14 protein-coding genes and 1 riboswitch are annotated in these 11,816 nt (G+C 68.1%); of the genes, 7 read left to right on the forward strand and 7 right to left on the reverse strand.

Annotated features, from left to right (window positions below; all coding sequences use genetic code 11):
* Positions 1 to 13: 13 nt before the first annotated feature.
* Positions 14 to 1,021 carry a helix-turn-helix domain-containing protein gene (locus ABZ420_RS26850; RefSeq protein ID WP_357128116.1) on the reverse strand — a complete coding sequence of 336 codons (1,008 nt, stop codon included), beginning with the start codon at positions 1,019 to 1,021 and terminating at the stop codon, positions 14 to 16.
* A gap of 124 nt (positions 1,022 to 1,145) precedes the next feature.
* Between ABZ420_RS26850 and ABZ420_RS26855 the strand changes: the two genes are divergently transcribed.
* Positions 1,146 to 2,039: an NAD(P)-binding domain-containing protein gene (locus ABZ420_RS26855; protein ID WP_357128119.1), complete on the forward strand. Its 894-nt coding sequence runs from the start codon at positions 1,146 to 1,148 to the stop codon at positions 2,037 to 2,039.
* A 206-nt stretch (positions 2,040 to 2,245) separates the two neighbouring features.
* Here ABZ420_RS26855 and ABZ420_RS26860 read toward each other — a convergent pair whose 3' ends face one another.
* Both ABZ420_RS26860 and ABZ420_RS26865 read right to left on the reverse strand, forming a co-directional pair.
* On the reverse strand, positions 2,246 to 3,463 hold the full coding sequence (locus ABZ420_RS26860) for an NADP-dependent isocitrate dehydrogenase (RefSeq protein WP_040864988.1): 1,218 nt from the start codon (positions 3,461 to 3,463) through the stop codon (positions 2,246 to 2,248).
* A 361-nt stretch (positions 3,464 to 3,824) separates the two neighbouring features.
* Entirely contained in the window at positions 3,825 to 5,318 is a 1,494-nt protein-coding gene (locus tag ABZ420_RS26865) for an MFS transporter (RefSeq protein ID WP_357128122.1), read from the reverse strand.
* 133 nt (positions 5,319 to 5,451) lie between these two features.
* Between ABZ420_RS26865 and ABZ420_RS26870 the strand changes: the two genes are divergently transcribed.
* Positions 5,452 to 6,165: a TetR family transcriptional regulator gene (locus ABZ420_RS26870; protein ID WP_357128125.1), complete on the forward strand. Its 714-nt coding sequence runs from the start codon at positions 5,452 to 5,454 to the stop codon at positions 6,163 to 6,165.
* A 52-nt stretch (positions 6,166 to 6,217) separates the two neighbouring features.
* A riboswitch (SAM riboswitch) is annotated at positions 6,218 to 6,328 on the forward strand.
* Positions 6,329 to 6,529: 201 nt separating this feature from the next.
* On the forward strand, positions 6,530 to 7,687 hold the full coding sequence (locus ABZ420_RS26875; protein ID WP_357128128.1) for a homoserine O-acetyltransferase: 1,158 nt from the start codon (positions 6,530 to 6,532) through the stop codon (positions 7,685 to 7,687).
* 57 nt (positions 7,688 to 7,744) lie between these two features.
* On the opposite strand, the gene ABZ420_RS26880 is transcribed toward ABZ420_RS26875, so the two are convergent.
* Positions 7,745 to 8,122, reverse strand: coding sequence for a helix-turn-helix domain-containing protein (locus tag ABZ420_RS26880; RefSeq protein ID WP_040864986.1), 378 nt, complete (start codon positions 8,120 to 8,122; stop codon positions 7,745 to 7,747).
* A 69-nt stretch (positions 8,123 to 8,191) separates the two neighbouring features.
* Between ABZ420_RS26880 and ABZ420_RS26885 the strand changes: the two genes are divergently transcribed.
* On the forward strand, positions 8,192 to 8,839 hold the full coding sequence (locus tag ABZ420_RS26885; RefSeq protein ID WP_357128130.1) for a nitroreductase family protein: 648 nt from the start codon (positions 8,192 to 8,194) through the stop codon (positions 8,837 to 8,839).
* A 40-nt stretch (positions 8,840 to 8,879) separates the two neighbouring features.
* Here the strand turns inward: ABZ420_RS26885 and ABZ420_RS26890 are convergent, their stop codons facing one another.
* A complete protein-coding gene (locus ABZ420_RS26890; RefSeq protein ID WP_051174893.1) occupies positions 8,880 to 9,125 on the reverse strand; it encodes a DUF3017 domain-containing protein in 246 nt (81 codons plus the stop codon).
* A 276-nt stretch (positions 9,126 to 9,401) separates the two neighbouring features.
* Between ABZ420_RS26890 and ABZ420_RS26895 the strand changes: the two genes are divergently transcribed.
* From ABZ420_RS26895 to ABZ420_RS26905, 3 genes are all read left to right on the forward strand, one after another.
* Positions 9,402 to 9,653: a hypothetical protein gene (locus tag ABZ420_RS26895; RefSeq protein ID WP_357128133.1), complete on the forward strand. Its 252-nt coding sequence runs from the start codon at positions 9,402 to 9,404 to the stop codon at positions 9,651 to 9,653.
* A gap of 29 nt (positions 9,654 to 9,682) precedes the next feature.
* Complete coding sequence (locus ABZ420_RS26900) at positions 9,683 to 9,979, forward strand: PIN domain-containing protein (RefSeq protein ID WP_357128136.1); 297 nt, start codon at positions 9,683 to 9,685, stop codon at positions 9,977 to 9,979.
* A 121-nt stretch (positions 9,980 to 10,100) separates the two neighbouring features.
* A complete protein-coding gene (locus ABZ420_RS26905) occupies positions 10,101 to 10,565 on the forward strand; it encodes a tRNA (cytidine(34)-2'-O)-methyltransferase (protein WP_062973267.1) in 465 nt (154 codons plus the stop codon).
* A 47-nt stretch (positions 10,566 to 10,612) separates the two neighbouring features.
* On the opposite strand, the gene ABZ420_RS26910 is transcribed toward ABZ420_RS26905, so the two are convergent.
* Together ABZ420_RS26910 and ABZ420_RS26915 are read right to left on the reverse strand one after the other, a co-directional pair.
* Complete coding sequence (locus ABZ420_RS26910) at positions 10,613 to 10,846, reverse strand: DUF167 domain-containing protein (RefSeq protein ID WP_357128139.1); 234 nt, start codon at positions 10,844 to 10,846, stop codon at positions 10,613 to 10,615.
* Entirely contained in the window at positions 10,803 to 11,795 is a 993-nt protein-coding gene (locus tag ABZ420_RS26915) for a DUF4349 domain-containing protein (protein ID WP_357128142.1), read from the reverse strand. Before ABZ420_RS26915 ends, ABZ420_RS26910 begins: the two co-directional genes overlap by 44 nt.
* Between the last annotated feature and the right edge of the window lie 21 nt (positions 11,796 to 11,816).

The following is an 11,816-nucleotide window of genomic DNA, read 5'->3' on the forward strand; positions in this document are numbered from 1 at the left end:
TCGTCCTGGGCCGCTACACCCGTCGCGCGTCCCCTGGCTCGCCGCCCCGGAAAGTCCGCCGGTATTCGGCGGGCGATACCCCGACCACACCGGAGAAGTGGCGGCGCAGGTTGGTGGCGGTGCCGAGACCGGACATCCGGCTGATCCGCTCGATGCCGTAATCGGTGGCTTCCAGCAGGGATTGCGCATGGGCGAGGCGCTGGCCGAGCAGCCATTGCATGGGGGTCGCGCCCGTGGATCGTTGCAGGCGGCGATGGAAGGTTCGCTGACTCATGTTCGCCTTGGCCGCCAGTGTCTCGACGGTGAGCGGTTCGTCGAGGTGGGCGATGGCCCATTGCAGCACCGGACCGAGGTCGTCCTCGGCACGCGCCGGAATCGTCAGGTCGACGAACTGCGCCTGCCCGCCGGAGCGGTGCGGCGGGATCACCATGCGGCGGGCCAGCCGGTTGGCGACGGCGGCGCCGAGGTCGCGGCGCACCAGATGGAGGCAGAGATCGAGCGCGGCGGTCATGCCCGCGCTGGTGAGGATGTCCCCGCCGTCCACATACAGCACCGAACCGTCGACCTCGATGCCCGGATAACGCTCGGCCAGCAGCGGCGCGTGTTCCCAATGCGCGGTGACCCGGCGGCCGTGCAGGAGTCCGGCCGCGGCCAGTGCGAAGGTGCCGTCGCACAGCGCGACCATGCGGGCGCCCCGGCGATGCGCTTCGGCCAAGGCATCGAGCAGCTCGGCGGGCAGTTCGCGTTCGGCGGTGACGCAGTCCTGCGCGACGGACGGGACGATCACCGTGTCGGCGTCGAGCAGTTCCGCGAGACCGTGCTCCGGACGCAGGAACGCGCCGAAGCCCATCGGCTGGGTGTCCGGTGCCGAGGTCACCGCGCAGACCCGCAGCTCGTACCAGGGATCGGCGAGATCCGGCTGTGGCGTGCCGAAAATCGAGGCCACCACCCCCAGTTCGTACAGATCCCACGGGTGCAGGGCTCCCGGGGCGATCGCCATGGCGACGGTTCTACCGGTCATGCCGACCAGCTTATGGCAGTAAACGTTCGATAGCGGTCAGTCCTGCCACTCACTGCCGATGGTCGGGTGCGCCGACACTGGTCTGCGGGCGCCCACCCGACTTCACGCATCGACGGAGGAACCAATGAACGACAACCGGACGCCGGTCACCGTCCTCGGCCTGGGGCGCATCGGCGCGACGATCGCCGAGATCTTCCTACGCAACGGTCATCCGACCACCGTGTGGAACCGCTCGGCGGACAAGGGAACCGGACTCGAAGAACTCGGCGCGACACGAGCGGTGTCACCGGCCGAAGCCATCGCGGCGGGAAGACTCGTCGTGTCCGCGCCGGCCGACACCGAAGCGGCGGCGACCCTGCTCGGCTCGGTTCCCGGCGGGCTGGACGGCCGCACCATCTTGAATGTCGCGACCGGCCGCCCGGACGAGGCGCGGGAGTTGTTCACAGCCATCGACGCACGCGACGGCCATTTCCTGGACGGCGCCATCCTCGGCGTCCCGCAGACCCTCGGCACACCTGACACCCTGCTGATGTACAGCGGCTCCCCCGTCGCCCAGGCCGAGCACGGCGCGACCATCGCCGAACTCGGGAACGCGACATATCTCGGTGCGGACGCGGGCCTGGCCGGATTGCACGACATGGCCGTGCTGGCCGGCATGTACGGCATGTTCGGCGGATTCTTCCAGGCCGTCGCGATGGTGGCCGGCGAGGATTTCACCGCGGGCGAGTTCACCGAGGGCTTCCTGGTGCCGTGGTTGCGCGCGCTGCTGGACATGCTGCCGGTGCTCGCCGCGGAGATCGACTCGCGCGAATTCCCGGTCAACTTCTCCGACCTCGAGGTCAATCGGGCAGGTCTGTCCAACATCCTGACCACGAGTCGCGGGCAGGGCGTGGCGACCGTCCTGCTCGATCCGCTGCTGCGGCTGTTCGAGGCGGAGGTCGAACGCGGCAACGGGGCGGCCAGCTTCACCCGGGCGCTGGTGGGCCTGCTCGACCCCGCCGAAGTCAGCGCGCGCTGAGCGGTGCGAACGAAGCGGCGCGCCGGCATTCCCGCCGCGACGAAGCCGGAGCGCATTGATCGCGAAACAGTGCGGGCACCCGTTCCACCGGTGGGTGGGGCGGGTGCCCGATGTGCAGCCCGGCGCTGGGTGAGCACCCAGCGCCGGAGTCGGCCGAGCGACACGGCTCGGCCCCGCGGTTCGGCGCCTTGTCGGCGCCCGCGAACTCAGCGCAGTGCGCGAGCCAGGTTGGCGTCCAGGGCGCCGAGGAATTCCTCGGTGCTCAGGTAGCCCTGATCCCCGCCGACGAGCAGCGCGAGGTCCTTGGTCATCTGGCCGCCCTCGACGGTCTTGATGACGACGTCCTCGAGGGTCTGCGCGAAGCCGATGACCTCCGGGGTGTTGTCCAGCTTGCCGCGGTGCTCGAGCCCTCGGGTCCAGGCGAAGATGGACGCGATCGGGTTGGTCGAGGTCGGCTTGCCCTGCTGGTGCTGGCGGTAGTGCCGGGTGACGGTGCCGTGCGCGGCCTCGGCCTCACAGGTCTGCCCGTCCGGGGTGAGCAGCACCGACGTCATCAGGCCGAGCGAACCGAAGCCCTGGGCCACGGTGTCGGACTGCACGTCGCCGTCGTAGTTCTTGCACGCCCAGACGTAGCCGCCCTCCCACTTCATGGAGGAGGCCACCATGTCGTCGATGAGGCGGTGCTCGTAGGTCAGGCCCGCGGCGTCGAACTGGCTCTTGAACTCGGCGTCGAAGATGTCCTGGAAGGTGTCCTTGAACATGCCGTCGTAGGCCTTCAGGATGGTGTTCTTCGTCGACATGTACACCGGGTAGTTCTGCTGCAGGCCGTAGTTGAACGACGCCCGCGCGAAATCCTCGATGGACTTGCGGAAGTTGTACATGCCCATGACGACGCCGCCGTCCTCTGGCATCTTCACGACCTCGTGCACGATCGGCTCGCTGCCGTCGTCCGGGGTGAAGGTCAAGGTGACGGTGCCGCCCTGGAACACCTTGAAGTCGGTGGCGCGGTACTGGTCACCGAACGCGTGGCGGCCGATGATGATCGGCTTGGTCCAGCCGGGAACGAGCCGGGGAACGTTCGAGATGATGATCGGCGCGCGGAAGATGGTGCCGCCCAGAATGTTGCGAATGGTGCCGTTGGGCGAACGCCACATCTTCTTGAGGCCGAATTCCTTGACCCGCGCCTCGTCCGGGGTGATGGTGGCGCACTTCACACCGACACCGTGCCGCTTGATGGCTTCGGCGGCGTCGACGGTGACCTGGTCGTCTGTCTTGTCGCGGTACTCGATGCCCAGGTCGTAATACTCCAGGTTCACATCGAGATAGGGGTGGATCAGCTTGTCCTTGATGAACTGCCAGATGATCCGGGTCATCTCGTCGCCGTCGAGTTCTACGACGGTGCCTTCAACCTTGATCTTGGACATGGATCTTCGTGTCCTCCTAGGATGGTGCCCTCATTGCACGGCCAGGCGAACACGCTTGTGAGCGGACCCCAGCTGTTCCAACAGACAACGTATATGTCCCGCGTTGTCGGCGAGACGTGTGGTGCAAACAAGACGAGCGTACTGCTGCCCGAGTCCTCACCGCACGGGCAGCCCCCGGAGTGAGCTGCGCCACCTTTGTTACCGATTGGTAGGTCGGCGACGGCTCCGAGCACCGCGAAGGGCGTTCAAGCAACCGCCGTCGTCGCCATGATCCGCCTTCCGTCCGACCCCGGCAACCATCCGGCAGACGACGAGGTCCGCGCGGCCGAACCGGCGTCGCGCGGACCTCGTTCGCGGCGAATCAGACCCCGACCGGGATCCGGGCCCCCTCCTCGGAACCTTCGATCAGGTTCTCCGGCCGGTCCCGGATCATCAGCGCGATGATCGGGACGGCCGCGAGGAAGAACCCGGCGCCGACGTAGAAGGCCACGTCGTAGCTGTGGATCGCGGCTTGCGCGGCCAGGTTGTCGATACCCGGGTTGTCCTGCGCGAAGGACTTCGCGACCTGCACCGAGATCGTGGTCAGCAGCGCCGTCCCGACCGCGCCTCCGACCTGCTGTGCCGCGTTCAGCAGCGCGGAGGCGACGCCGGAGTCCTCTTCCTCGACCTGATGCAGCGCGACCGTCTGCATCCCGACGAACAACGGACCCATACCGAGCGCGATGAGCACCTGCGCGGGCAGCACCCCGGCCAGGAAGCTGTCACCGTAGCTCAGCTGGGCCAGCAGCAGCAGACCGATGACGCCCAGCACGGCGCCGGCCAGCATCAGCGGACGCGGGCCGAGCTTCGGCAGCAAAGCGCTGGTGACGCCCGCCGAGATCGCGATGCCCGCCGGGAAGGGCAGGAACGCGAAGCCCGCCTTCAGCGCGGAGTAGCCGAGCGTGATCTGGAAGTAGAAACTCAGGAACAGGAACATCGCGAACATCGCGATCGGGATGAGCAGCGCTGCGAGGAAGGCGCCGCCGCGGTTGATCTCACCCGGGATGTGCAGTGGCAGCAGCGGGTTCGAGGAGCGCCGTTCGATCGCCACGAAGGCGACGAGCAGAGCCAGTCCGACGACGAGCAGCCCCAAGGTGCTGCCTGCCAGCCAGCCGTCGTCGGCGGCGCGGCTGAAGCCGTAGACGATGGCGATCAGGCCGAGCGTCACCGTGACGGCACCGGGCACGTCATATCCCCCGCTGCGCGGCGCAGGCACGTCCTTCGCCACCCATGCCAGCGCCCCGACCAGCGCGAGCAGCGCGATCGGCGTGTTGACCAGCAGGCACCAGCGCCACGACGCGTACTCGGTGAGCGCGCCGCCCGCGATCAGGCCGAGCGCCGCGCCGCCCGCGGAAATGCCCGCGAACACGCCGAACGCGGTGGCCCGCTCTCCGGGCTCGGTGAAGGTCACCGACAGCAGCGAGAGCGCGGCCGGAGCCAGCAGCGCCGCGAACGCGCCCTGCAACGCGCGCCCGGCGAACAGTTCCGCCCCGGTTTGAGCGAGCCCGGCCAGCGCCGAAGCGCCCGCGAAGCCGATCAGGCCGACGATGAAGATCCGGCGGCGGCCGAGGTAGTCGGCCAGCCTGCCGCCCAGCAGCAGCAAGCCGCCGAAGATCAGCGTGTAGGCGGTGAGCATCCATTGCCGGTTGCCGTCGCTGATGTCGAGATCACGCTGCGCGAACGGCAGCGAGATGGTCACGATTGTGGCGTCCAGCACCACCATGAGCTGGGCCAATGCGATCACTGTCAGCGCGAGCCAGCGCGCTGAAGCGGCCGATTTCCGCGGCGCGTGCGCCGCTGTCCCGGGTTCCGTCACGGTCGTCTCCTCGTCCTTCGATGTCGGAAGCCATCCTGTCATCGAGCGACATTTGTCGTCAAGCGAAAAATGTCGTAGTACGACATTTGACCGTTAAGGACAGGAAAACAACAGGTTGCGTTACCATGGGGTCATGCTCGAGTCATCGACGCCGATAGGCGCGAGCGCTGCGGCCGACCGCGTCGCGAGCGCCCCCGCGACCCCAGGGCTGCGCGAACGCAAGAAGCAGCAGACGAGGTTGCGCATCATCGCGGCCGCCCTGGATCTGTGCGACACGCAGGGCTTCGACGCGACCACGATCGAGCAGATCGCCAACGTGGCGGACGTCTCGCCGCGCACGATCAACCGCTATTTCGAGAGCAAAGAGGACATCGTCCTCGGGCCGGTCCAGGATTTCGGGCGCACGATCGCCGAGACGCTGCGCGAGCAGCCACGCACGGGCAACGAGCTACAGGCGCTGCGCGCGGCCTTCCTGCACGTGGTCGATCAAGCCGCCGAGGGTGGCGAGGCCGACCCGTTGTCGTTCCGGCAGTTCCAGAAGATGCAACGAATCCTGCGCAGCAGCCCCTCTGTCAGCGCGCGCAGCACGGAACTCGCCGACGACAAGAACACGGCGATCGCGGCGGTGGTCGCCGAGCGCCTCGGCACCGAACCGGACGCGCGCGCGGTGCGGCTACTCGTCGGCACCTGGCAACTGATCGGCCACATCGGCATGGAGTGCTCCGACGACGCGTTCCTCGACGAGGACCTGGCGACCGCGACCAGGGCGGGGCGCACCGCGTTCACCGAGGCGTACGACGAATTCGTACGCACCTGCTGCGGGGCGGCGACCGTCGCGGACCAGTGAGTTCGGCGGAGGATTTCGGACGCCGACCGCCCGCCGGTTATGATGCCGGGCAGGTTATGAGTACCAGCGCCAAGCCCCGGCTCGCTGGTCGGCAACCCTCCAACCGCGGTGGGGTGCTCCGGGTGATGACCTGGCTCCCGAGAGTCGGGAGCAAGCGCGTAACAGGAGGTCGCCGGCATGTGTTGTTGTTCGTTACCCACACACCGCTAACCCTTGCTGTACCGGCGAACACCTTTTGGGAGCAAACCATGAGTGAATTCACCGCGCCCGGGACCGAGCAGGCCCCGGCAGCGCCGTACAGCCGCGTGGCCGCCACCCTGGACATTCCGGGCGATCTACGCGCCGGCTTCGCGACGGCGGCGACGTGACCGTGAGCACCGAACCGAGCACGCGGACCTCCGGCAACGTCCTGCCGCCCCCGGATGGACAGTTCGGCACCATCGCCATCGGGGACGTGCGACTGGAGAACGGCGCGGTGATCCCGGACGTCCACCTCGCGGTGCAGCGCTGGGGCGAGCTCTCCCCCGGGCTGGACAATATCGTGCTGGTCGAACACGCCCTGACCGGCGACTCGCACGTTGTCGGCAGGCCCGACGACGTACACGAGATGCCCGGCTGGTGGGACGGCATGGTCGGCCCGGGTGCTCCGCTGGACACCGACGAATGGTGTGTGATCGCGACGAACGTGCTCGGCGGCTGCAAGGGCAGCACCGGGCCGTCGAGTCCCGCGCCAGACGGGGAGCCTTGGGGCGCGCGGTTTCCCGAGATCTCCATTCGCGATCAGGTGACCGCCGAGGCCGCTCTGCTCGACCTGCTCGGCGTCGAGCGGCTCGCCGCCGTGGTCGGCGGGTCGATGGGCGGCATGCGGGTGCTGGAGTGGATGGTCGGCGCACCGGAGCGGGTCGCGGCGGCGCTGGTGCTCGCGGTCGGCGCCCGCGCCACCGCCGACCAGATCGGTACCCAGACCACCCAGATCGCGGCGATCAAGGCCGATCCGGACTGGCAGGGCGGTGATTATCACGGCACCGGCCGCGCCCCGCTGACGGGCATGGCCCTGGCCCGGCGGATCGCACACCTGACCTACCGCACCGAATTCGAGCTCGACCACCGGTTCGAGAACAAGCCCCAGGGCGACGAGGACCCGTGGCACGGCGGCCGTTACGCGGTGCAGAGTTACTTGGACCATCAGGCCGAAAAGCTGTGCAAGCGCTTCGATCCCGCCACCTACGTGCTGCTGACCGAGGCGATGAACCGGCACGACGTTGGCCGGGGCCGGGGCGGCATCGAGGCGGCGCTCGCGGCGACGCCGGTGCCGTGCGTGGTCGGCGGCGTCGACTCCGACCGGCTGTACCCGCTGCGGACCCAGCAGGAACTCGCCGATCTGCTGCCCGGTTGCGACGGACTGGAAGTCGTGCACTCCCGCGACGGGCACGACGGATTCCTCACCGAGGCGGCGGCGGTCTCGAAGCTGCTGACCGAGACCATGCGACTAGCCCGGGCGGGTGTGCGACCCGAACGCTGAAGATCCGCCGCGTCGAAACGTCCACGCGCGACGTTCCGAGCACTGTCTGCCCGGCGTTCAGAGCGCCGCGCCTCGTCGCGCCGCCTCGATCCGGTTGATGTTGCTTTCGATCCAATCCCGCAGCGCCGCGATCGGTGTGCGCAGGCTGTGGCCGAGGTCGGTGAGGGTGTAGTCGACCCGGGGCGGGACCGTCGGATGCACTGTGCGCGTGACGAATCCGTCCGCCTCCAATTGCCGCAGAGTTTGCGTCAGCATCTTCTGGGAGATGCCCTCGATGCGGTTGCGCAGATCGGTGTAGCGCATGGTGCCGTCTGCGAGTGCGTCGATGATCAGCACCGTCCATTTGCCCGCGATGTGGTCGAGAACCTCCCGCGTAGGGCACTTCGCGGAGTACACGTCCGCAGGGAGACCGGAACCTTCGAGGTATGTAGGCACCCTTCGGAGTGTAGCGCACTATTTAGTGCCTTCTTTCTATTCGAGTGTCACTCTCCGATAGTAAGAATCATGGAAACGCAGACGCTTTCGGTTGCCGAAGCCATTCGTACCCGCCGCACCGTCCGGCATTACCGGACCGATCCGGTAGCGCCGGAGCTGCTCGAAGAACTCCTCGACCTGACCATGCAGGCCCCGAGCGCCTGGAACATGCAGGACCGGTCGGTCGTCGTGGTGACCGGCGAAGCCGGCCGCCGCGCCCTGCACGAAGCGGCGTTCGGTCAGCCCCAACCGCTCGAGGCGCCGGTGGTGCTGGTCTTCCTCGCCGATGTCGACGCCTGGCGAGCGGGCAATGCCGATATCGCCGAACTCGCCGGCCGCAGCGGCGCGTGGAACGCCGACTTCACCGCCATGTTCGACACCCGCGCGGAGTATCACGCGCTGGAACGACACGGCCTGCTGCGGGAGAACGCGGTGAAGAACGCGATGATCGCGGCCACCTACGCGATGCTGGCGGCCACCGGCCTCGGACTGGCCTCGGCCCCGATGAACGGTTGGGACGCCGAACTGGTGAAGCAGGCCGTCGGTGTCGGCGGTCGTGCCGATCTGGCGGTCGCGGTCCTGGTCACGGTCGGCTACAGCGACACCGTTCCACCCCATCCCGGCCGCCGTCCGCACGAGCGGACGGTTTTCGCCGAGCGATACGCGGCCGCCCGCTGACCCCGATGGGCGACCCGGCCGGGTCGCCCTTCCCGAGCGGTCAGCCGACGCCGAGCGTGTTGATCGTGGCCGCCAGGAACAGGATGCTCGAACCGAGCAGCGTAAGCGCGCCGACATCGAAGGGCTTGCTGCGCACCGCGAGCAGCCCGACCCGCGCGGTCGGCAGGCACAGCCGGAACGCCGCCGCCAGCAGCGTCGCACCACCGAAGAAGAACGCCCCGCGCCGCCACCGATCGGACGCGACGAACACCACCGCCACCACGATGACCAGCGTCACAACCACCATCGGCAGATGGGAGCGCAGAAACTGCGCCCCCGCACTGCGGCGCCCCGAGACAGGCGCGTCGGCATCGGTCACCCCCCGATTCTTGCAGACCACCCCCGTCGGTCCGCCGGAGGTCACCGAGCCCGATCGGAACCAGCCCGAGTCTGATGTTCCACGAACTGAGGATCACCACTCGCGGAACGTCGGCCGCGCCGCGAAAGGCCGGACTATCCAGCGGCAGGCAAGGGTAGTGCGTAGGCAACGCTATAGCGTGCAGTCCTCACTACAATCGAACCCATGACCGCAGCGTTCGAGTACGAGGATCTACATCGTCTGGTCGATCGGCTCACCCCGGACCAGGCGCATGCGCTGCGGGCTGTCGCGTTGCAGTTGGTCGTCACCGATACCGCTGAGCGAAACTCCGCCATCGAGCCGCCGGGCGAGCGGCGGCGACGCCTCTCGTTCGCCGGCATGATGCACGCAGAGCCAGATCTGGCGGCAAGGTCGGAAGACCTGCTCCGCGAGGAACGTGGTAGGCAAGCCGAGTGATCGTCTGCGACACAGGTCCGCTGGTCGCTGTGCTCAACAAGAACGATGCGGATCATCGCCGCTGCCTCGATCTCCTCGAGACACACCCCGGGCCGCTACTGGTCCCAAGTCCAGTTCTCGCAGAAGTTTGCTATTTCTTGGAAACGCGGGTCGGGCCTTCTACCGAGGCTACGTTCCTGGAATCCATCGCCAACGACGAAATCGAGCTCATCGATCTCACCCGGACAGATCTGTTGCGGATGGCCGAGTTGGTGCGAAAGTATGCCGACTTCCCACTCGGTGCTGTAGATGCCGCCGTCCTGGCGTCGCCGAACGACTTGACGTGAAGCACGTGGCAACACTGGATCGGCGACACTTCAGCGCGGTCAGGACCCGTCACCCGGTGCCGCTCCGACTGCTACCCGACTGATCGTCGGTCGCTCTCGCCCACCTGATTGACTGGCACCCGTGTTCCATCTGATGTTCCACGAGCCGTGCATTCCGCCGAATACCGGCAACGCGATCCGGTTGGTCGCGGGGACCGGGTGCCATCTGCATCTGATCGAGCCGTTGGGGTTCGATCTGTCGGAGCCGAAGTTGCGCCGGGCCGGGTTGGATTACCACGATCTGGCGTCGGTGACGGTGCATGCGAATCTGGCGGCGGCGTGGGAGGCGTTGCGGCCGGAGCGGGTCTTCGCGTTCACGACGCAGGCCACCACTCGGTTCACGGAGGTGGCCTACCGCGAGAACGACGTGCTGCTGTTCGGCACCGAGCCCACCGGCCTGCCCGCGGAGGTGCTGGCGGACCCGCACGTCACCGACCGGCTGCGCATCCCGATGGTGCCCGGCCGTCGCTCCATGAACCTCTCCAATGCTGCCGCGGTGACCGTCTACGAAGCCTGGCGTCAACTCGGCTTCCCCGGCGGCGTCTGATCCGCTCCGTCCATCGGCTGGGCGGAACCCACAGCGAGACAGCGTTTTCAGGGTAGGTCGATCTCGAATCGTTTGAAGCGCGCTGTCGCGCCCGCCGTCAGCCGGACGGCGGACTTGGCGACTCCGAAGTGTTCGGCGAGCAACTCGATGGCCGCCTTGTTGGCTTTGCCCTCGACGGCCGGAGCCCGCACGTACAGGTGCAGGCTGCCGTCGTCGAGGGTTTCCACCAGCGGGCCCTTACGGCTGTTCGGTTTGATCGTCGCCCTGACCACCGTCGGCACGCTTGCCTCCTGCGCTGGTTTCCGCGCCCTCGGCGGCGCTGCTCGCGGACTTCGCGGGCGCTGATTCTCCCGCACCCGATACGGGCTTCCGACGGCGGCGCACCAGGCGCACGATGCCCCACAGCACGGCGGCCGCCACCGCCAGGAAGCCGAGCCACGGAATCGCCTTGCCGCTGAACACGACCGCGTCCCGCAGCCAGTCCACCAGGGAGTTCCAGCCGGAGACGATGCCGTCCCAGAAGCTGTCGGGGTCGTCGCCGGGCTTCTTCTGATCGGTGGTGATCTCGATGGTCAGCGTGGACAGGGCGACCTGGTCGTCGAGCCGCCGCTTCTGCGCGGTGAGGCTGTCCAGTTCGCCCTGGCGGCTGGACAGCGCCTGTTCGGCGGCGAGCAGGTCGGAGGTGCTGGTGGCGCCCGCGATGAGCGCGCGCAGCCGCTCGACCGAGGCTTGCAGTGCCTTGATCCGCGCGTCCAGGTCCTCCCACTGCATGGTGACGTCGTCGCGGTTGGTGGTGACCCGGGTGACCTGCCCGACCCCGCCGAGGTCCGCGATGAACGCGTCGGTCTTGTCCGCGGGCAGCCGGACGACGAGCGTGGCGCTGGGCTCGGTGTCGTCGGTCCCGGGTTGCTCGGTGCGGCTGTCGACCCGGCCACCGGCGGCGCGCACCTGGTCGATGATCGTGCCCGCGGCGGCGACGGGCGCGCCCGCGGTGATCTCGACGCTGCCGGTGACCACTTCCTTGCGCAGGGACACGGGCTCGCCGCCGGAGTTGTTGTCCCGCTTCGGGGGCGCCAGTTCGTGTGCTCCCGGCGGCACGAGCGCGGGGGCGGCGGGCCCGGTGATCGCCGTCGACGTCCGGTCTCGAGCGGGCTGGGGGTTATCGGCACCGCAGCCGGCGAGCAGACTCAACCCCAGCACGCCGACACACAGCACAGCAAGCTTCCTCATGCCTGGCACAGTAGCCTTTTA

Source organism: Nocardia sp. NPDC005745, from assembly GCF_040630775.1.
Classification (GTDB): domain Bacteria; phylum Actinomycetota; class Actinomycetes; order Mycobacteriales; family Mycobacteriaceae; genus Nocardia.

What these genes read in the sequence shown, in the direction of transcription:
- ABZ420_RS26850 (WP_357128116.1), bottom strand. Translation starts at nt 1,021, where the DNA reads ATGACCGGTAGAACCGTCGCCATGGCGATCGCCCCGGGAGCCCTGCAC.
- ABZ420_RS26855 (WP_357128119.1), top strand. Translation starts at nt 1,146, where the DNA reads ATGAACGACAACCGGACGCCGGTCACCGTCCTCGGCCTGGGGCGCATC.
- ABZ420_RS26860 (WP_040864988.1), bottom strand. Translation starts at nt 3,463, where the DNA reads ATGTCCAAGATCAAGGTTGAAGGCACCGTCGTAGAACTCGACGGCGAC.
- ABZ420_RS26870 (WP_357128125.1), top strand. Translation starts at nt 5,452, where the DNA reads ATGCTCGAGTCATCGACGCCGATAGGCGCGAGCGCTGCGGCCGACCGC.
- ABZ420_RS26885 (WP_357128130.1), top strand. Translation starts at nt 8,192, where the DNA reads ATGGAAACGCAGACGCTTTCGGTTGCCGAAGCCATTCGTACCCGCCGC.
- ABZ420_RS26890 (WP_051174893.1), bottom strand. Translation starts at nt 9,125, where the DNA reads ATGGTGGTTGTGACGCTGGTCATCGTGGTGGCGGTGGTGTTCGTCGCG.
- ABZ420_RS26895 (WP_357128133.1), top strand. Translation starts at nt 9,402, where the DNA reads ATGACCGCAGCGTTCGAGTACGAGGATCTACATCGTCTGGTCGATCGG.
- ABZ420_RS26915 (WP_357128142.1), bottom strand. Translation starts at nt 11,795, where the DNA reads ATGAGGAAGCTTGCTGTGCTGTGTGTCGGCGTGCTGGGGTTGAGTCTG.